18 protein-coding genes are annotated in these 18,216 nt (G+C 67.9%); 14 read left to right on the top strand and 4 right to left on the bottom strand.

All coding sequences use genetic code 11. The features are described 5' to 3' along the window. The first annotated feature begins 2 nt into the window (after positions 1–2). From ACSFBL_RS04525 to ACSFBL_RS04495, 7 genes are all read left to right on the top strand, one after another. A complete protein-coding gene (locus tag ACSFBL_RS04525; RefSeq protein WP_435514570.1) occupies positions 3–704 on the top strand; it encodes a HisA/HisF-related TIM barrel protein in 702 nt (233 codons plus the stop codon). A gap of 212 nt (positions 705–916) precedes the next feature. Then, complete coding sequence (locus ACSFBL_RS04520; protein ID WP_435514569.1) at positions 917–2,218, top strand: molybdopterin-binding domain-containing protein; 1,302 nt, start codon at positions 917–919, stop codon at positions 2,216–2,218. Beyond that, on the top strand, positions 2,215–3,906 hold the full coding sequence (locus ACSFBL_RS04515; RefSeq protein WP_435514568.1) for a formylmethanofuran dehydrogenase subunit A: 1,692 nt from the start codon (positions 2,215–2,217) through the stop codon (positions 3,904–3,906). Before ACSFBL_RS04520 ends, ACSFBL_RS04515 begins: the two co-directional genes overlap by 4 nt. After that, positions 3,903–4,826, top strand: coding sequence for a formylmethanofuran--tetrahydromethanopterin N-formyltransferase (gene fhcD, locus ACSFBL_RS04510; protein WP_435514567.1), 924 nt, complete (start codon positions 3,903–3,905; stop codon positions 4,824–4,826). The genes ACSFBL_RS04515 and fhcD overlap by 4 nt, the downstream gene beginning before the upstream one ends. After that, on the top strand, positions 4,823–5,641 hold the full coding sequence (locus ACSFBL_RS04505; RefSeq protein WP_435514566.1) for a formylmethanofuran dehydrogenase subunit C: 819 nt from the start codon (positions 4,823–4,825) through the stop codon (positions 5,639–5,641). Before fhcD ends, ACSFBL_RS04505 begins: the two co-directional genes overlap by 4 nt. Positions 5,642–5,657: 16 nt before the next feature. Continuing rightward, entirely contained in the window at positions 5,658–7,556 is a 1,899-nt protein-coding gene (locus ACSFBL_RS04500; RefSeq protein WP_435514565.1) for a chorismate-binding protein, read from the top strand. Position 7,557: 1 nt separating this feature from the next. Next, positions 7,558–8,244 carry an HAD family hydrolase gene (locus ACSFBL_RS04495; protein ID WP_435514564.1) on the top strand — a complete coding sequence of 229 codons (687 nt, stop codon included), beginning with the start codon at positions 7,558–7,560 and terminating at the stop codon, positions 8,242–8,244. A 9-nt stretch (positions 8,245–8,253) separates the two neighbouring features. Here the strand turns inward: ACSFBL_RS04495 and ACSFBL_RS04490 are convergent, their stop codons facing one another. Genes ACSFBL_RS04490 through ACSFBL_RS04480 form a run of 3 tightly spaced genes read right to left on the bottom strand, consistent with a single transcriptional unit; the run spans position 8,254 to position 11,402 of the window. Continuing rightward, positions 8,254–8,883: a response regulator gene (locus ACSFBL_RS04490; RefSeq protein ID WP_435514563.1), complete on the bottom strand. Its 630-nt coding sequence runs from the start codon at positions 8,881–8,883 to the stop codon at positions 8,254–8,256. Next, entirely contained in the window at positions 8,880–10,241 is a 1,362-nt protein-coding gene (locus tag ACSFBL_RS04485) for an ATP-binding protein (RefSeq protein ID WP_435514562.1), read from the bottom strand. The genes ACSFBL_RS04490 and ACSFBL_RS04485 overlap by 4 nt, the downstream gene beginning before the upstream one ends. A 48-nt stretch (positions 10,242–10,289) precedes the next feature. After that, on the bottom strand, positions 10,290–11,402 hold the full coding sequence (locus tag ACSFBL_RS04480) for a potassium channel family protein (RefSeq protein ID WP_435514561.1): 1,113 nt from the start codon (positions 11,400–11,402) through the stop codon (positions 10,290–10,292). A 180-nt stretch (positions 11,403–11,582) separates the two neighbouring features. Between ACSFBL_RS04480 and ACSFBL_RS04475 the strand changes: the two genes are divergently transcribed. The 6 genes from ACSFBL_RS04475 (at position 11,583) to pqqE (ending at position 16,100) form a co-directional block, all read left to right on the top strand. Next, positions 11,583–12,722 carry a PAS domain-containing sensor histidine kinase gene (locus tag ACSFBL_RS04475; RefSeq protein WP_435514560.1) on the top strand — a complete coding sequence of 380 codons (1,140 nt, stop codon included), beginning with the start codon at positions 11,583–11,585 and terminating at the stop codon, positions 12,720–12,722. A gap of 158 nt (positions 12,723–12,880) precedes the next feature. Beyond that, the gene (gene pqqA / locus ACSFBL_RS04470; RefSeq protein ID WP_286567061.1) at positions 12,881–12,955 is read left to right on the top strand and encodes a pyrroloquinoline quinone precursor peptide PqqA; all 75 of its coding nucleotides are present in this window, start codon (positions 12,881–12,883) and stop codon (positions 12,953–12,955) included. Positions 12,956–13,043: 88 nt separating this feature from the next. Beyond that, complete coding sequence (gene pqqB / locus ACSFBL_RS04465; RefSeq protein ID WP_435514559.1) at positions 13,044–13,964, top strand: pyrroloquinoline quinone biosynthesis protein PqqB; 921 nt, start codon at positions 13,044–13,046, stop codon at positions 13,962–13,964. After that, entirely contained in the window at positions 13,961–14,677 is a 717-nt protein-coding gene (gene pqqC / locus ACSFBL_RS04460; protein ID WP_435514558.1) for a pyrroloquinoline-quinone synthase PqqC, read from the top strand. The genes pqqB and pqqC overlap by 4 nt, the downstream gene beginning before the upstream one ends. Beyond that, the gene (pqqD, locus tag ACSFBL_RS04455) at positions 14,674–14,949 is read left to right on the top strand and encodes a pyrroloquinoline quinone biosynthesis peptide chaperone PqqD (RefSeq protein ID WP_435514557.1); all 276 of its coding nucleotides are present in this window, start codon (positions 14,674–14,676) and stop codon (positions 14,947–14,949) included. Before pqqC ends, pqqD begins: the two co-directional genes overlap by 4 nt. Next, positions 14,949–16,100 carry a pyrroloquinoline quinone biosynthesis protein PqqE gene (gene pqqE, locus ACSFBL_RS04450; RefSeq protein ID WP_435515312.1) on the top strand — a complete coding sequence of 384 codons (1,152 nt, stop codon included), beginning with the start codon at positions 14,949–14,951 and terminating at the stop codon, positions 16,098–16,100. Before pqqD ends, pqqE begins: the two co-directional genes overlap by 1 nt. Here the strand turns inward: pqqE and ACSFBL_RS04445 are convergent, their stop codons facing one another. Further along, positions 16,101–16,940 carry an alpha/beta fold hydrolase gene (locus ACSFBL_RS04445; protein WP_435514556.1) on the bottom strand — a complete coding sequence of 280 codons (840 nt, stop codon included), beginning with the start codon at positions 16,938–16,940 and terminating at the stop codon, positions 16,101–16,103. Positions 16,941–17,111: 171 nt separating this feature from the next. Here ACSFBL_RS04445 and ACSFBL_RS04440 point away from each other — a divergent pair, with 171 nt between their 5' ends. Continuing rightward, positions 17,112–18,206 carry a GlxA family transcriptional regulator gene (locus tag ACSFBL_RS04440; RefSeq protein ID WP_435514555.1) on the top strand — a complete coding sequence of 365 codons (1,095 nt, stop codon included), beginning with the start codon at positions 17,112–17,114 and terminating at the stop codon, positions 18,204–18,206. The last annotated feature ends 10 nt before the right edge of the window (positions 18,207–18,216 follow it).

Below are 18,216 nucleotides of genomic sequence, written 5' to 3'. Positions count from 1 at the left end.
ACATGAACCTCATTCCCGTCATCGACCTCATGCAGGGCCAGGTGGTGCGTGCCGTGCGCGGCGACCGCCAGTCCTACCGTCCCATCGAATCGCCGCTGTGCAACAGCAGCGATCCGGTGACGGTGGCGAAGATCCTGTGCGAGCACTGCGCATCGCGCCAGTTGTACGTGGCCGACCTCGATGCCCTGCTGGGGCGCCAGGGCCAGGCCGCGGTGTTGCGCACGCTGCTGCAAGCCATGCCGGGGCTCGAACTTTGGCTCGATGCCGGGTTTGCCGATGCCGGCGCGGCGGAATCGTTGAGGCGGGACCTCGGCGACGCCGGCGGACAGGTCGTCCCGGTCTTCGGCAGCGAATCGCTCGCCTCGCGCGAAGCGCTGGAGCGCTGTTTCGACGGGGACGTGCAAGGCGTGCTGTCGCTCGACCGCCGCGACGGCAAGCACCTCGACGTGGCAGGGTGCTGGAACGCACCTGAACTGTGGCCGCGGCGCGTGATCGTGATGACGCTCGAACGCGTCGGCGCCGGCGCGGGCCCTGACCTGGAGACGCTGGCCGACGTGCGTCGCAAATCGCCCACGACTTTCGTGGTCGGTGCTGGCGGCATCCGCAACCCCGATGACCTGCAGGCGGCAAGCGACGCGGGGGCTGGCGCCTGGCTGGTGGCCAGTGCGCTGCATGACGGCGGGCTGCCCCGCGTGCGCGGCTGACCCAGGCCGAAGTTGGTTCGCATCATGGGCGTTGCAGCATCACGTTTCGTGCCAACGCGATAGCTTCGCATTGCGCGTCTTCAAGCGTGCGCCCGGGCCAGAACTGAAACACGGCGCGCCACACAGTGTTGCACTTCTGATGGCCGCGCGATTGCACGGCGGAGGGCGTGGTCGTGGCGCGCAGTGGCACATCGCTTGCGTGAAGCAGCACGATGACCGAATCCCTGCTGGCGACGGAAAGCGGTGCGGTGCGCTGGACCTGTCCTTTCTGCCTGTTGCTTTGCGACAACCTGAGTGTCCAGGCCGGCGCATCCGGAGCGCTGGAACTGGCCGGGGGCGAGTGCGCCAGCGCGCGCGTCGGACTCGCGAGGTTCACGGGCGCGCCTTCTTCCGCGACACCCTTGGTGGACGGTCAGCCCGCAGCACTGGCCGACGCGGTCGCGGCTGCTTCCCGCATCCTGGCCGCAAGCCTGCAGCCGCTGTTCGGTGGGCTGGGCACCGACGTCGCGGGCGCCCGGGCCGTCTATCGGCTGGCCTGCGAGACAGGTGCGATCTGCGATCCGGCCGGTGGGGATGTGCTGATGCAGGGCGTGCGATCGTTGCAGGATCGCGGCGGCTTCACGACCACGTTGGCCGAGGTGCGCACCCGTGCCGACCTCATCGTCTGCATCGGGGCGCTGCCTGATGGCGACGCTGCGGAGTTCTTTGCGCGCTGCGGACCGGGGGATGTGGACCTGGTGCCGCAACGGCATGTCGTGCTGCTGGGGGATGGGGCGGCCGATGCGGCGAACCTGACGACCCTGGGCCAGCACAGCGGCGTCACGACCGGAATGGTTCCCCTGCACGGCGACCTCTTCTCGACGCTCGCATTGCTCTCGGCGGTGTCGGCCGGGCGCTCCGTGCGCGACGTTCCTCCGGCGCTTGCTGCGCTGGCCGAGCGCTTGCGCGCCGCACGCTATGCCGTGATCGTCGGCCAGACGAGCCGTTTGCCCGCGCAGGGCGCGCTGATCATCGAGCGCATCCATCAGATCGTCGCGACGCTGAACGCCACCACGCGCGCGGCCGCGATGTGGCTCGGCGGCGGCAACGGAGCCGGCACGGCCAACCAGGTGTTCACCTGGCTTTCGGGCCTGCCCCTTCGCTCGCGCGCCGGTCCGGGCGGGCTGGAGCACGAGCCGCTCTGCTTCGATGCCAACCGGCTGCTGGCCGATGCGGCCGTCGATGGCCTGCTGTGGATCTCGACCTTCGACGCCACGTGCGCGCCGCCCGCGACGCAAGTGCCGCTCGTGGTGCTGGGGCATCCAGACCTGGCTTCTTCGGCGGGGCGTGCCGGCAGCGTCTTCATTCCGGTGTCGACGCCGGGCATCGGTTCGGCCGGCCATCTGTTCCGGGCCGATGGCGGCGTGGTGCTGCCGCTGGTGCCGGTCTACCGCGACACCTTGCCAATGTTGGCCGATGTGCTCGGCATCATCACGCGGCACGTGTCGGACTCGCGTGCGAAGGAACGCCCATGAGCACCCTGCGCCTGCGCGGCGGTCGCATCGTCGATCCAACCCAGCCTGCCGACACGGTGCGCGACCTGTTCGTGCAGGACGGCCGCGTCGTATCGCTCGATGCGCGAGACCCGGTCGATACCGAGATCGACGCCAGCGGCTGCGTCGTCATGGCGGGCGGGATCGACATGCATACGCACATCGGCGGCGGCAAGATCAATCTCGCGCGCCTGCTGATGCCCGAGGACCATCGCGCCAACGGCAACCCGATCGCGCTCCCCGGCAATCCGCTCGAACTGGCTTCCTGCGGCGGCTGCGCACCCGGCACGCTGGCGACGGGCTACCGCTACGTGGAGATGGGCTACACCGCGGCTTTCGAGCCGGCCATGATTGCGAGCAATGCGCGCCAGGCGCACATGGAGATGGGCGACACGCCGATCCTCGACCACGGCGCCTACGTGATGCTCGGCAACGACGAGCTGTTTCTCGAACTGCTTGCCAGGGGCGGCGAGGCCGGAAGCAACTTCGAGACGATCCGCGACTACATGGCCTGGACGATGCACGCCACCAAGGCGATGGGCGTCAAGGTGGTCAACCCTGCGGGCATCTCGGCATTCAAGTTCAACCAGCGCAAGCTGGACGTCGACGAGCGCCATGTCCACTGGCAGGTCACGCCGCGTCAGGTGGTGCACACGCTGGCGCGGGCCCTGCGCGAACTCGGCGTGCCGCACCCGCTGCACATCCACGGCAGCAACCTGGGCGTGGCCGGCAACATCGAATCGACGCTGCAGACCATCGAGGCGCTGGAGGGATTGCCTGCGCACCTGACGCATGTGCAGTTCCACGCCTACGGCACCGAGGGGCCGAAGAAATTCTCTTCCGCGGCGCTGCAACTCGCGGAGGCCGTCAATGCCCATCCGAACGTCAGCATCGACGTGGGGCAGATCATGTTCGGCCAGACCGTCACGGCCTCGGCCGACTCGATGCGCCAGCATGCGCAGTCCGGGCTCGCAAGCCCGCGCAAGTGGGTCGGCAGCGACATCGAATGCGAGGCCGGTTGCGGCGTCGTTCCTTTCAAGTATCGCGAGCAGAGCTACGTGAACGCCCTGCAGTGGGTCATCGGCCTGGAGATCTTCCTGCTGGTCACCGACCCGTGGCGCGTGGTGCTGACCACCGACCATCCCAACGGTGGTCCGTTCACCAGCTACCCCCATTTGATCCGCCTGTTGATGGATCGCAGCTTCCGCGAGGAACAACTCGCGAAGCTGCACCCGGACGTGGCGGCGAACTGCGCGTTGCGCTCCATCGCGCGCGAGTTGACCCTGCGGGAGATCGCCATCATGACGCGCGCCGCACCCGCACGGCTGCTCGGCCTGCGCGACCGCGGCCACCTGGGCGTGGGTGCGGCGGCGGACATCGCGGTGTACCGCGAGCAGGCCGACCGCGAAGCCATGTTCTCTACGCCCGAATGCGTCTTCAAGGATGGCGAACTGGTGGCGCGGGGAGGGCGCATCACCGCGGTCCCGGTCGGCGGCACGCACTTCGTCGAGCCCGACTACGACGGCGGCATCGAGAAGACCTTGCGCCGGCATCTCGCGTCGCACGGCTCGGTGAACTTCGACCACATCGCGATCGGCCACGACGAGCTGTGCCGTTGCTGCAATGGCGGGCGACTGCTGCCGGCGGCGTGCTTCAAGGGCGCGTCATGAGCGAGGCCCTGGTCCGCAACGGCGTGCAGATCGACGACACCTTCGCCGAGGCCTTTCCGATGAAGGTCACGCGCATCGTCATCACCGCGCACAACGCCGCCTGGGCGCGGCACGCGGCGGTGTCGGCGACCGGCTTGGCGACCTCGGTGATTGCCTGCGGATGCGAAGCCGCAATCGAACGCGAGCTCGCACCCGAGGAAACCCCCGACGGGCGCCCGGGCCTCAGCGTGCTGATCTTCTCCATGTCGGGCAAGGAACTGGCCAAGCAGGTCGAGCGGCGTGTCGGCCAATGCGTGCTGACCTGCCCGACGACGGCGGTCTATGCCGGCATCGCCGAAGGGGAAGCGATCGCGCTGGGGCAGAACCTGCGCTTCTTCGGCGATGGCTGGCAGATCTCGAAGGTGATCGACGGCATCCGCTACTGGCGCGTGCCGGTGATGGACGGGGAGTTCGTTGCGCAGGAAAGCACGGCGGTGGTGAAAGGCGTGGGCGGCGGCAACCTGCTGCTCCTGTGCACAGACACCGACAGCGCGCTGGCCGTCGCGGAGGCAGCCGTGCTTGCCATGAAGGCGTTGCCGAACGTGATCATGCCTTTCCCCGGCGGGGTGGTGCGCTCGGGCTCGAAGGTGGGCAGCAAGTACGCGGCGCTGAACGCGTCGACCAACGATGCGTTCTGCCCGAGCCTTCTTGGCCTGGTGGCCCACAGCGAACTGACGCCGCAGACGCGCTGCGTGATGGAGATCGTGATCGACGGCCTGACCGAAGCCGATGTCGGCGCGGCTATGCGCGCGGGCATGCAGGCAGGCATCGCCTTCGGTGCGGCAAGGGGGCTGCTGCGGATTTCGGCTGGCAACTACGGCGGCAAGCTCGGGCCGTTTCATTTCCACCTGCACAAGCTGCTGGGGGAGGAAAGTCCATGAGCGCCTGGCGATTGACGCTCAAGGTATCGCCCGCGCTTCGGGTCGACCTGCGCGGCGTGACGCCGATGGCGCTCTCTGGCCTGTCGGCGGCCGAAGTCGAGCGCGTGCAGGTGGGCTACGGAAACACGACGCGTCCCCTGGCCGAATTCTTCCGGGTCGAGCCGCACGAAACCGACGATTCGCTCGTGCTTGATGGCGACCTGTCGCGCTTCGATCGCGTGGGCTGGCAGTTGGCCGGCGGCCGCATCCGCGTCGATGGCAACGTAGGCCACTATGCCGGCGGCTGCATGAGCGCGGGCGATCTTGTCGTCGAAGGCGGCGCCGGGCTGCTGGCCGCATGCGAAATGGCAGGCGGCACCTTCACCGTGCAAGGCGATGTGGACGATTTCGCCGCCAGCACCTTGCCGGGCAGCATGGACGGCATGCGCGGCGGCACCTTCGTGGTCAAGGGCCATGCCGGCGCCCGCTTCGGGGACCGCATGCGGCGTGGCAGCGCAATCGTCCATGGCAACGCCGGCGACTTCCTGGCGTCGCGCCTGGTGGCAGGCACCATTGCCATCGGCGGTTGCGCGGGGGCGCATGTGGGATGGGGCATGCGGCGGGGCAGCGTGGTGTTTGCCAACGGGCCGGCGGACTCGGATTTTCCCGCAACCTTCGTTCCGGCGATCGCTGCGGCGGACGTCTTCTGGCAATTGCTGGCGCGCGATCTCGCACGCCACGGCGGCCCCTTCGCGGAGCTGGCCGCAAGGCGCATCGAACGGCACCTGGGGGACTTGGCAGTGGATGGCCGGGGCGAGATCATCGTTGTCCGATAGCGGCCAGAATCGCACTGTGAAAACCTCGACCACAGACTGTTTCGCGTTGCTCGACGACCGGCAGGCCAGCCCGGCGCAACCGACGAGCCGGCTCTATCGCGGCTTCGTGCGCGAACACCATTGCACCGATCCTGCCGGACTCGCGGCCATGTGGGCGCCGGTGGATGCCGACCTTCGCGCAGGGCTGCACGCGGTGCTGCTCATCGACTACGAATGGGGCGCCAAGTTGCTGAAGGCGGGTCACGAGCGACTCGGCGAGGACGACGCGTCCGCGCTGCGCGTGCTGATGTTCCGTGACCTGTCGCGACTCTCGGCCGCCGAGGTGGGCGACTGGCTCGAAGGTCTCGCACCGGGGCCTGTGCCCGCCTCCAGCGTGATGGACCTGGCGCCTTCGGTGGACGAGCCGGCCTTCACGCAAGCGATCGCGCGAATCCACGAGGCCATCGCGGCGGGCGAGACCTACCAGGTGAACTACACCTTCCGCCTGCAAGGGCAGGCCTACGGGTCGCCGGCGGCGCTGTACCGGCGGCTGCGGGACCGCCAGCCCGTGTCCTACGGCGCCTTCATCGCCTTGCCCGCGCGCTGCGGATCGGCCGACGCGGTGACGCACGTGCTGTCGTGCTCGCCCGAACTCTTCCTGCGCCATGACAACGGGATGCTCACCGCCCGCCCCATGAAGGGCACGGCCTGCCGCGTGCAGGGCGCGGAAGGCGACAGCGAGACCGCGCGCATGCTGTCGATCGACGTCAAGAACCGGGCCGAGAACGTGATGATCGTCGACCTTCTGCGCAACGACCTGGGCCGGCTCGCGCAGATCGGCAGCGTGGCGGTGTCGAAGCTGTTCTCGATCGAGCCCTACAACACGCTGTTCCAGATGACCTCCACCGTGCAGGCCCGCCTGAAGCCGGAGGTCGGCTTCCCGGACGTGCTGCGCGCTGCGTTCCCGTGCGGCTCGATCACCGGCGCGCCCAAGCACCACACGATGCAGTTGATCGCCGGGTTGGAGACGACGCCCCGTGGCCTCTATTGCGGCGCCATCGGGTGGATGGATGCACCGCAGGGCGATGCGCGCGTCGGCGATTTCTGTCTCTCGGTGGCGATCCGCACGCTGACCCTGGGCCACGAAGTGCGCGGCCTGCGGCCCGCCCGACTCGGCATCGGCGCCGGCATCGTGGCCGACAGCCGGGCGGACGACGAGTTTGCGGAGAGCCATCTCAAGGCGCGTTTCCTGACCGGCCTGGACCCGGGCTTCGCGCTGTTCGAGACGATGCTCGCGGCGACGGAGCAGGGCGGCAGCACCGTGATTCGCCACCTCGATCGTCATCTCGCGCGGATGGCGCACAGCGCCCGCACGCTGGGTTTCCGGTTCGACCGGGTAGAAGCCATGGACACCGTGTCGAAGCTCGTCCGCACCCTGGCACCCGAGGGACGCTGGCGCGTACGGCTGGCCCTGTCCCACGACGGAAGCCTGCAACTGCAGCACGCGCCCCTTGCGCCCCTCGATCACGAGGCGGTCACGCTGGTGGTGGCCGACGAGCGCCTTCCCGACTTCAACCCGCTGGCCGCGCACAAGACCACGCTGCGGCAGCGCTACGACGAAGGCGTTCGCGCGGCCGAGCGTGCCGGTGCCTTCGACAGCCTGTTCTTCACGAACGACGGCCGCCTGGTCGAGGGTGGCCGCACGTCGGTGTTCCTGAAGCTCGATGGCCGGTGGGCCACACCGCCGCTGGCGGATGGCGCATTGCCGGGCGTGATGCGCGCCTGTCTGCTCGAAGACCCGGCGTGGGGCGCCATCGAGCGCAGCCTGCGGCGGGACGATCTCCAGCGCGCCGAGGCCATCGTCGTCTGCAACGCATTGCGAGGCGCGCTGCCGGCGCGGATGCTGCAGACCGCGGCCGCTTCAGCCGGCGCGTGACATGGCCTCCGGCAAGCTGGCCCTGTTCGATCTGGATCTCACGCTGATCCCCTTCGACAGCGGCATGGCGTGGACGCAGTTCCTCATCCGCCGGGGCATCCTGCCGGCCGAGGCCGAAGTCCGCTACCTGGCCTACTGCCACGAATACATCGCCGGCACGCTGGACATCCATGCGATGCACCGCGCGAACATGCAGCCACTGCTCCAGGTTCCGCGCGCGACCCTGGCGCAATGGCAACAAGAATTCGAGGCAGAGATGGCACCGCGCATGCCGGCATCCGCCCTGGCGCTGGTGAAGCGTCATCGGGACAACGGCGACCTGTGCGCCATCGTCACCGCGACGACGGAACTGATCTCGGGCCCGATCGCCCGGTTGTTCGGCATTGACCAACTCGTGGCCACGCGCCCCGCCACGGTAGGCGGCGTGGAGGGCGCCCCGTTCACCGGAGAGATCGATGGCGAGCCCTGCTATCGGCATCACAAGGTGACGCGCGTCAACGAATGGTTGGCCGCGCGTCCAAAGGGATCGAGGCGCAGTCTCGGCGAATTCGGCGAGTCGTGGTTCTACTCCGACGCCATCGGCGACCTGCCATTGCTCAGTGCCGTTTCGCACCCGGTAGCGGTTTGCCCGGATGCACGATTGCGCGCACACGCCATGCATGCCGGTTGGCCGGTCATGGACTTGTGACCCGACCCTCTAAGCCTGAATCAGACCCCAGCGCAGCGCGACCAGAGTTAGCTCCGACTGATTGCTAGCCCCCAGCTTCTGCTTGACGTGGTAAAGGTGCGTGCCCACCGTGCTCGGCGACAGGTTGAGCGTCTCGGCAATCTGCGCCACGCTCTGGCCCCGGGCCAACTGGATGAAAACCGAGAACTCCCGCTCGCTCAGCGCATCCGCCGGGCTGGTATCGCCTTCGAGTTGCGTCAGTGCAAGGGCTTGCGCCGTCCGGGCATCGACATAGCGCTCGCCTTTGGCGACGGCGGTAACCGCGGCGATCAGCGCATCGGGCGCGCTGCGCTTGGTCAGGTAGCCGAGGGCGCCGGCGCGCAGCACACGCCGTGGATGGGCCGTGTCCTCATGGGCCGACAGCGCCAGGATGCGCGCCTTCGGGTCTTGCGCCAGCAGGCGCCGGATCGCCTCCAGCCCGCCCATGCCGGGCATCGAGAGGTCCATCACCACCACGTCCGGATGGACGCGCGGGTAGTCGATGCAGGCCTGCTCGCCGCTTTCCGCCTCTGCCACCACTTCAACTTGCGCGTCGGCCAGCAGCATGCGGAAGCCGACGCGCACCAACGCATGGTCGTCGACCAGGAGCACGCGAATCATGCGGCCTCCTTGTGGGTCGACAGGGGCAGGCGCACTTGCAGTCGAACGCCATGCGGTACGGCGCTATCGATCTGCAGCGCACCGCCGAGTCCTTCGACGCGCTCGGCCAGCCAGCGCAGCCCGTAGTGGCTGCCGCGCTGCAGGTCCTCGGTCGGCATGCCGCTGCCGTCGTCGACGAGTTCCAGCGTCACATCGGGGTCGTGGTGTTGAAGCGTCAGCCGGAGGTGGCGGGCCTTGCCGTGGCGCAGCGCGTTGGTGATGCCCTCCTGCGCCGCCCGGTACAGGGCGAGCGACACGTCGGCGCAGGGCATCGCGTCAGCCAGCTCGACCTGGAGGTCCAGTTGCACGTCGGCGTGAACGCGCCGCGTGCGCTCGACCAGGTCGTCCAGTGCCTCGGCCAGCCCGAAGTTGTCCAGCACCAGCGGCGTCAGGCGCGGGATGATGCCGTGCATGGCGTCGTAGAGACGCGAGGACTCTTCGGCGATCAGGCGCGCCGCCTGCTCGGCCTGCGGGTCGACCGCATGCACCCGCGTGGCGATCGACAGCGCCATGCTGCGCATCGCCGTCACCGACTGGCCGAGTTCGTCGTGCAGCTCGCGCGCGATCATGCGGCGCTCGGCTTCGATGTGCTTGTCGATCCACTGCGTGAGGTCGCGGCTGTCGGAGAGCTGCAGTTCGGCCCGCACGGCGCGGCGCTCGGTCTCGATGTGTCCCTGCAGCTCGCGGACCATCCGGTTGAAGGCCGCGCCGATGGCCGCGGCTTCGGTGCCGGCCAGCGGCGGCAACGCGGCGTCGAAGCGACCGGCCTGCAACTGGTTCAGCGCCTGGACGATCTGGCCGAAGGGCCGCACCGCCCGCCCGACCAGCCAGAACACCATGCCGTTGACCACGACCAGGAATCCGAGCGCGCCCGCGGCGAGCGTCACGACGTAATCCCACGCATCGACCTCGGCGCGCGTGGCGTTCGCACGTACCACCAGCTTGCCATCGGGGAACTCGATGGACTGCACGGAAGGCGGCGGCGCGATCAGGTTGCCGAACCAGTCGGGCGCGTCGCGGCCGGCCTTGTAGGTGGGCGGCGGCGAACGGTACAGCTCGTTGCCCTGTGCATCGAACAGCGTGAGATCGTTGGAGCGGATCCGTCCGATGCTCTGGAGGAAGGCCAGCATCGCCGGCGTCCCCTGCGCGGCGTAGCGCAAGGCGGTGCCCTGCAGCAGCAACGCGGCGACGCGGTTGGCCGCCACGGTTTCCTCGTGCACCGACTCGCGCATGCTGCGCATTTCCAGCGCGAGCACCGTCGCTGCGAAGAGGAAGGTCAGCGCAAGGACGATGAGGTTGATCTTCAGCCGAAGGCTCATGAGCGGAGTCGTGCCCGACGTGGGTGCAAGCCGCCAGACTAGCTGATTTCAGTCCGGATGACCCTCGGTGAGTTGCCGGACGACCGCATCGAAGCCGAAGCGCTCGACCGTCGCCGTGGCCGGCTCGATCCAGTCCGGCACGGGCAGCAGCAGGTAGGCCGCCAGGCCTTCGAGCCTGGGCTCGTAGGTCTTACGCAGCCGCCGGATGGCGCCCAGGGCGGCCTCGTCGTCGCGCCAGTTGGGCAGGATGCGGCGGATCGTGGGGGTGAGATGCCGCAGCGCCTCGGCGTTCATCCGGCGGTCCGACACCTGGCGCACCGGCGGCACGCGGAGCGATTCGCTGGCCTCGTCGAGGATGCGCCGCAGCGCCGAGAACGTGGCCGTGGCCTGGTGCCGCCGCGCGTCGTCGGCGCCGGCGACGAGCAGCGTGCACACATCCAGCACCACCGCCAGGGAGCCCAGCCAGGAGTGGCCCTCGTGCTGGGATCGGTAGTAGGCCAGCATCGGATACACGGCGTGGCTCTCGATCAGGTCGCTCGCCCAGATCTCCCAGTCCCTCAGCCATCGTTCGAGCGCCTCCGGGCTGTCGTGGGCATGCCAGCCGAGCAGGGCGGCGGCCGTCGGCGGCGAGCCGGCGCGCGCGGAGAACTCGATCAGCTGGAGGTCGCGGCGCGTGAAGTGCTGGTAGAGCACCGGCAGGTAGCCGATGGTCAGCGCGATGAAGCCGAAGCCCGTGCCGGCTTCGAGGATCACCAACAGCCGCGCCAGCGTGTGTTGCGGCACGCTGTCGCCATAGCCGAGGGTGAAGAAGGCGTCGCCGCTGATGATGAACTGGTCGACCAGCGCGCTGGAGTCCGCGCCGGACGCCATCCGCAGCAGCGCCCACTGCATCAGCCCGAAACCGACGATCAGGCTCGCGGCCCACAGGGCGAAGAGCATGACCATCGACAGCGGCCCGTAGACCCCGATGAAGTCCTCGCGCCGACGCCCATCGGGCCACAGCCTGGCACCCCAGGCCCAGATGTCCCAGGTGCACTTGAAGAAATAGCGGTTCAGCCGTATCCGGCGGCGCACCGGGCGCGGCAGCAGCACGACTTCGAAGGCGTCGATCAAGGTCGCCAGAACCAGGATGGCGCCGAGCAGAAGGGCAATCAAGGGCATCGCGCTGTCCGGGAATGAAAAGCCGATCATGCTTGACCGGACCCCGGTCACCCCCCGCCTTCCGGCTGGACCGGGTACGAACCGGGTGCGAACTGACCCGCAAGCGGCGCCGCGCGCCGACGCCGACGCAGGCATCTGTCCTTCACGCAGGCCCGCTCAAGCGCGCAGGTTCGACCCATCATGAAGAACTCGCATCCGGGCATCACGCCCGAGCGGGCGCTCGAGCTGCTCTGGCAGCAGGCGCCCGATCTGGCGTTCGTGCTGATGGACGTCGATGGCGCCATCACGGGGTGGCGTGGCGCGTCCGAGGCCATGTTCGGCTACACCGAGCAGGAGGTCATCGGCAAGCCTTTCGACCTGATCTTCGCGCCGGAGGATCTGAAGCTGGGCCTGGCCGACATGGAGCGGGCCGTGGCGCTCGCGATCGGCCAGTCGGAGGACGACCGCTGGCATCTGCGCAAGGACGGCTTGCGCATCTGGGTGGCGGGCAGCCTGGTCTCCCTTCACGAGGGGGACGAGCACGTCGGCTTCGCCAAGATGATGTGCGACCGCACGAACCTGCGCGCCCAGATGGAAACGACGATGAACCGGCTCGACCATGCGCACGATGCGCTGCGCGGCCGGGACGTCTTTTTCGGGCGCCTCACGCATGAGATCCGGAATGCGCTCGGGCCCATCCGCAGCGTCACCGAGCTGGTGGAGCGGCGGGGGCTGACGACGCCCGAACTGGACATGCCTTTGAAGGTCGTGAAGCGACAGGTCATTCAGATGGAACGGATGATGGAAGACCTGGCCGAGGTCGCGCGCTTCGGCGCGGGCAAGCTGCAGCTCGTCAAGACCTCGTTCGACCTTTGTGCCGACCTGCAGGAGATCGCGGCGACGGTCGTTCCGAAGGCGACGCTGAAGCTGCAGACGGTGGAAGTGCTGGTACCGCCGGCGCCCGTCGTGCTGCAGGCCGACAAGGCCCGGGTGCACCAGATCGTCTTCAACCTGCTGCACAACGCCATCAAGTACACGCCCCGGGGTGGACGCATCTGGTTGCACTGTACGGTCGAGATCGATCACGCCGTGATCAAGGTCAGCGACAACGGCACCGGCATTTCACCGACGCTTCTCCCGGTCATCTTCGACCTGTTCACCCAGGAAGACCCGCACCAGGCCGAAGGCGGGTTCGGGGTCGGCCTCTCGCTGGTCAAGGACCTCGTCGATGCGCACAACGGATTCCTGGAAGTCCGCTCCGGCGGCAAGGATCTGGGCAGCGAGTTCGCCGTGCGGCTGCCGCTGCTCGCGCCCACGGCCGTGGGCGCATCGGGGCCCTGAGCCGCTGCGGCTGCCGCCGCGTCGATTCATGAAAATCATGAGCCCCGAATCATGATCCGTGGTCTGTGCCGGAACTGCGAGAGGGGTGACCATGCATCACTGGATCGAAAGATCCCGCGGCACCACATGGTGTCCGTGACATTTCAAAGGAGACCTTTATGAAATGGGAAACCCCGACCGCGACTGACGTGCGCCTCGGCTTCGAAATCACGATGTACGTGGCTGCCCGCTGACCGGGTGGAGGTCGGTCCGACACGTCGAAGGCCTGCTTTCGGCGTGTCGGCTTGACCGCACCTGGCTGGGCGTCGTCCATCCCCGCCGATGCGCATCACCGTCCTGGGTTCGGCTGCCGGCGGAGGATTTCCGCAGTGGAACTGCAATTGCCGCAACTGTGCCGGCCTTCGCGCGGGCACGCTGAAGGCAAAGGCGCGCACGCAGTCGTCGATCTTCGTCCAGCCTGACGGCCGCGTGGACGGCGTGCTGTTCAACGCATCCCCCGACATCCTCGAACAGATCCGCAGCAAGCCGGCGCTTCAGCCTGCGCGTTCGCTGCGCGACACCGCCATCGCCGGCGTGGTGCTGATGGATGGCCAGATCGACCATGCGACCGGTCTCTTCATGCTGCGCGAGCGCAAGGGCGCCTTGCCGCTGTGGTGCACCGACCCGGTCGAAGAGGACCTGAGCCAGGGTAATCCCGTGCTGCGCGTCCTGGCCCACTACTGCGGCGTGGACCGGCATCGCATCGCGCTGGACGGCAGTTCCTTCGCCGTGACGGGCGTTGCGGACCTGCGCTTTCGCGCCTTGCCGCTGTCGAGCAAGGCCGCGCCTTATTCCCCGCACCGCGACAGTCCGGTCGAGGGCGACAACATCGGCATGCTGATTTCCGATGCCCGCAGCGGCAAGCAGGTGTTCTACGCGCCGGGCCTCGGCCAGATCACGCCCGCTGTGTTCGACGCCATGGCCGGCGCCGACTGCGTGCTGGTCGACGGCACCTTCTGGACCGATGACGAAATGCCCCGCCTCGGCCTGGGCGCCAAGACGGCCCGCGACATCGGCCACCTGCCGCAGTCGGGCCCGGGCGGCATGCTGGAATGGATGGCCAGGCTGCCGCCGGCCACGCGACGCATGCTCATCCATGTCAACAACACCAACCCGATCCTCGACGAAGACTCCGAAGAGCGCGCGACGCTGACGCGCGCCGGCATCGAAGTCTGCGAGGACGACATGCAGATCGACGTATGACGCCAACCACCGAGGCCTGGACGCGGGAAGAATTCGAGGCGAAGCTGCGGGAGCGCGGTCGCGCGTACCACATCCACCATCCGTTCAACCTCATGCTCAACAGTGGCCGCGCGACCCAGGAGCAGGTGCGCGGCTGGGTGGCCAACCGCTTCTACTACCAGATCGCGATCCCGATCAAGGACGCGGCGGTGTTGTCGAACTGCCCCGACCGTGAGGTGCGGCAGGGTTGGGTGCAGCGCATCCTCGATCACGACGGGTTCGAGCTGAACGGCGTGAAGGACGAAGGCGGCATCGAGGCCTGGCTGCGACTCGCCACGGCGGTGGGGCTCACGCGCGAGGAAGTGCTGGACCTGCGCCACGTGGCGCCGGCGATGCGCTTCGCGGTCGACGCCTACGTGAACTTCGCGCGGCGCGCGCCGTGGCAGGAGGCGGTCTGCTCGTCGTTGACCGAACTCTTCGCCCCCGAGATCCACAAGCAGCGGCTGGCGAACTGGCCCGAGCACTATCCCTGGATCGACCCCGAGGGCATGGCGTACTTCCGCGAGCGCGTGAGCCGGGCCCGGCGCGACGTCGAGCAGGGACTGGCGGTCACGCTGGCGTACTTCACCACCCGGCCCCAGCAGGAGCGGGCGCTGGAGGTGCTGCAGCTCAAGCTAGACATCCTGTGGGCCATGAACGATGCGATGGCGCTGAAATACGGGGTGACCTCGTGACGCCGCCGAGCATCGACACCCGGCCCCGCGTCGGCACTGGTTTTCGCCTGCAATGGGAGCCGGCGCAGAACAGCCATGTGCTGCTCTACCCGGAGGGCATGGTGAAGCTCAACCAGAGCGGCGGGGAGATCATGAAGCGCTGCGACGGCGAGCGCAGCGTGGCTGCCATCGTCAGCGAACTGGAGCAGGCCTTCTCGACCGAGGGGCTGAGTGGCGACGTGCTGGCGTTCGTCGAACTGGCCGGCAAGCAACGGTGGCTGGCATGGGACTGATGCACGCACCGCCCGTGACCCCCGGGCCCCCGCTCTGGCTGCTGGCGGAGCTCACCTACCGCTGCCCGCTGCATTGCGTCTTCTGCTACAACCCGATCGACTTCGCGCGGCAGGAAGAGGAACTCACGACCGACGACTGGCTGCGTGTGCTGCGGGAGGGGCGCGAGCTCGGGGCTGTGCAGCTCGGCCTGTCGGGCGGCGAGCCGCTCGTGCGCGACGATCTCGAAACCATCACGGCCGAAGCGCGTCGCCTGGGCTACTACACCAACCTGCTGACCTCCGGCGTCGGCCTGACGGCGGCGCGCGCCGCGGCATTGAAGGCGGCCGGACTCGATCATGTCCAGCTCTCCTTCCAGGATTCGACGAAGGAGATGAACGACTTCCTGTCGCACACCAAGACCTTCGACCTCAAGAGCCGGGTCGCGAAGATCATCAAGGACCAGGGCTGGCCGATGGTGATGAATGTGGTCATCCACCGCATGAACATCGATCACATCGACCGCATCATCGGCATGGCGGCCGAGCTAGGTGCCGAGTACCTGGAGCTTGCGAACACGCAGTACTACTCGTGGGCCTTTCTCAATCGCGACCAGCTGCTGCCGACGCACGAGCAGTTGAAGCAGGCCGAGCGCACGACGGACGCCTGGCGGGAGCGGATGGGCGATCGCATGCGCATCTTCTTCGTCGCGCCCGACTATCACGAAGGCACGCCGAAGCGATGCGTCAACGGCTGGGGCAGCACCTTCCTCAACGTCACGCCCGACGGCACGGCATTGCCCTGCCACACCGCGAAGATGTTGCCGGGCCTGCGCTTCCCGAACGTTCGCGACCACAGCCTGCGCGAGATCTGGTTCGACTCGGAAGGCTTCAACCGCTACCGCGGCACCGGCTGGATGAAGGAGCCGTGCTCGAGCTGCGAATTCCGCGAGCAGGACCTGGGCGGGTGCCGCTGCCAGGCCTACATGCTGGCCAACGACCCGGCCGTCGCCGACCCGGCCTGCGTCAAGAGCCCGCACCACCATCTGGTGAAGGAAGCCGTCGAGCGCGCCGGCGCCTTGACAGCGGCACAGGCCGTGGAACACCCGCTCGTGTTCCGCGAGCCCGCCAACTCGCGGCGGCTCGGCCGTGTGACGTCGACCCTGGTCGAGTGATCAGGCCTTGATGAACGCCAGCAGGTCGGCGTTGATCAGGTCCGCGTGCGTGGTCGGCATGCCGTGCGGAAGCCCGGGGTAGGACTTGAGCGTTCCGTGCTTCAGGAGCTTGACCGACTGCGCGCCCGTCGTCGCAAAGGGGCAGATCTGGTCATCCTCTCCGTGCATCACGAGGACCGGGACGTCGATCGCCTTGAGGTCGTCGTAGAACTCAGTCTCCGAGAGGACCCGGATGCATTCGTACTGCGCTTTGATGCTGCCCATCATGCCCTGCCGCCACCAGTTCTCTCGAATGCCCTCGGATACCACCGCGCCGGGGCGGTTGAAGCCGTAGAAGGGCATGGTGATGTCCTTGTAGAACTGCGAGCGGTGATTGGCGGTGCCGTCGCGGATGCCGTCGACGACTTCCTTCGGAACGCCCTCGGGGTTCTTTTCCGTCTTCATGAAGAGCGGCGGGATGGCGCTGATCAGCACCGCCTTTGCGACGCGTCCCTGGCCGAACTTCGCGACATAGCGCGTGACTTCGCCGCCACCCGTGGAATGGCCGATGTGCACCGCATTCTTCAGATCGAGGGCCTGGACGACCGCGGCGGCGTCGGCGGCATAGGTGTCCATGTCGTGCCCGTTGGCCGTCTGCGTGGAGCGGCCGTGGCCCCGGCGATCGTGGGCGATCACCCGGTAGCCGTGGCCCAGGAAGAACATCATCTGGGCATCCCAGTCGTCGGCGCTCAACGGCCAGCCGTGATGGAAGAACAGCGGCTGGCCCGTTCCCCAGTCCTTGTAGAAGATCTCGGTGCCGTCCGCCGTGGTGACGTAGGAACTTCCCGGTTGCTGACTCATGTCGTACCTTTCAGTAGCGTGTGAAGGAACTGGCCGGGGTATGCACCCCGCGATTGCCGATGGACCGCACCGCCCCCGGGCGCTCTGTCCGGCACCCCTGTAAGATCCAAAAGGCCTTCAAAGCGTATGGGCACTCTGCGGGCCGGGCAACGGACGGATCGGACAAAAAGCATGGCTGAAACGGCAATTCCTTCCCTCCCGCGGCTGGAGGTCGGCCTGGCGTGCGACGCCGGCAGTTCGTCCGCCGGGATCTACGGCCTGGGCGATCTTTTCAAGTACGCCAACGACGTCGCGGCCAAGGGGCGGGCCGAGGGTGATCTCCCACCGGTACGCATCTCGCATTGGCTGTCGGACGACGCCAGCGACGAGGTCCGCTGTACCTACGACAGTGCGCCCGGCGCACCTCACGCGCCTTCCGTGCTGGTCATCCCGGGCAACGAGCGCGCCACGCTCGAAACCAAGGCGGACGCGCCGCTCGTGCGCTGGCTCCGGCAGAAGCACGCCCAGGGCACCGTGCTGGCAGCCGTCTGCGGCGGTGTCTTCGTCCTGGCCAGAACAGGTCTTCTCGCGGGTCGACACGCAACGACCCATTGGGCGCTCACGGATCAGTTCGCGCGCCAGTTCCCTGACGTGTTCATCGAAAGCGACCGCATGGTGATCGACTACGGCGACGTGGTGACCGCTGGCGGCGTACTCGCGTGGGCCGACCTCGGCCTGCGGCTCGTGGAGCGGTTCCTGGGCCCGGCGGTGATGATGGCGACGGCGCGGTACATGCTGGTGGACCCGCCCGGACGCGAGCAGCGCTTCTACAGCGATTTCGAACCTCGAACCACGCATGGCGACGACGCGGTGCTGAAAGCGCAGCTCTTGCTTGCCACCCAGCGCGAACGTGCCGTCAGCGTCGCGGAACTGGCCGACTGCGCCTGCCTCGAGCCGAGGACCTTTCTCCGCCGCTTTCTCAACGCTACGGGAATGCGGCCCAGCGAGTACCAGCAGAGTCTTCGAATCAGCCGGGCGCGGGAGATGCTGGAATTCTCCCGGAGGAGCATCAACGAGATCGCCTCGGCTGTCGGCTATGAAGATGTGGGCGGATTTCGTCGCGTCTTCCAGAAGATCATGGGGCTGACGCCATCCGACTACCGTCGACGCTTCGGAGTGACGCAGGCCGTGCCTCGGGAGACGCCTGCCGACGATTTGCGGGTGTCGTCCATGCCGCAAAGCCCGGCGAGGTCGTTTTCTGCGTCGCACGCTGCCGAAGGCGGATGACGCCTCCCGC

Source organism: Variovorax glacialis (assembly GCF_051216375.1).
GTDB lineage: Bacteria > Pseudomonadota > Gammaproteobacteria > Burkholderiales > Burkholderiaceae_C > Variovorax.
The sequence above is the reverse complement of the archived record's forward strand: the minus strand, read 5'-3'. Positions and strand labels throughout refer to the sequence as shown.

Bases quoted from the DNA above. Each gene is read 5' to 3' on its own strand.
- ACSFBL_RS04505 (WP_435514566.1), top strand. From the start codon at position 4,823: ATGAGCGCCTGGCGATTGACGCTCAAGGTATCGCCCGCGCTTCGGGTC.
- pqqC (WP_435514558.1), top strand. From the start codon at position 13,961: ATGACGCCAACCACCGAGGCCTGGACGCGGGAAGAATTCGAGGCGAAG.
- ACSFBL_RS04475 (WP_435514560.1), top strand. From the start codon at position 11,583: ATGAAGAACTCGCATCCGGGCATCACGCCCGAGCGGGCGCTCGAGCTG.
- pqqE (WP_435515312.1), top strand. From the start codon at position 14,949: ATGCACGCACCGCCCGTGACCCCCGGGCCCCCGCTCTGGCTGCTGGCG.
- ACSFBL_RS04445 (WP_435514556.1), bottom strand. From the start codon at position 16,940: ATGAGTCAGCAACCGGGAAGTTCCTACGTCACCACGGCGGACGGCACC.
- fhcD (WP_435514567.1), top strand. From the start codon at position 3,903: ATGAGCGAGGCCCTGGTCCGCAACGGCGTGCAGATCGACGACACCTTC.
- ACSFBL_RS04480 (WP_435514561.1), bottom strand. From the start codon at position 11,402: ATGCCCTTGATTGCCCTTCTGCTCGGCGCCATCCTGGTTCTGGCGACC.
- ACSFBL_RS04525 (WP_435514570.1), top strand. From the start codon at position 3: ATGAACCTCATTCCCGTCATCGACCTCATGCAGGGCCAGGTGGTGCGT.
- ACSFBL_RS04490 (WP_435514563.1), bottom strand. From the start codon at position 8,883: ATGATTCGCGTGCTCCTGGTCGACGACCATGCGTTGGTGCGCGTCGGC.
- ACSFBL_RS04520 (WP_435514569.1), top strand. From the start codon at position 917: ATGACCGAATCCCTGCTGGCGACGGAAAGCGGTGCGGTGCGCTGGACC.
- pqqB (WP_435514559.1), top strand. From the start codon at position 13,044: ATGCGCATCACCGTCCTGGGTTCGGCTGCCGGCGGAGGATTTCCGCAG.
- ACSFBL_RS04515 (WP_435514568.1), top strand. From the start codon at position 2,215: ATGAGCACCCTGCGCCTGCGCGGCGGTCGCATCGTCGATCCAACCCAG.
- ACSFBL_RS04495 (WP_435514564.1), top strand. From the start codon at position 7,558: ATGGCCTCCGGCAAGCTGGCCCTGTTCGATCTGGATCTCACGCTGATC.
- ACSFBL_RS04440 (WP_435514555.1), top strand. From the start codon at position 17,112: ATGGCTGAAACGGCAATTCCTTCCCTCCCGCGGCTGGAGGTCGGCCTG.
- ACSFBL_RS04485 (WP_435514562.1), bottom strand. From the start codon at position 10,241: ATGAGCCTTCGGCTGAAGATCAACCTCATCGTCCTTGCGCTGACCTTC.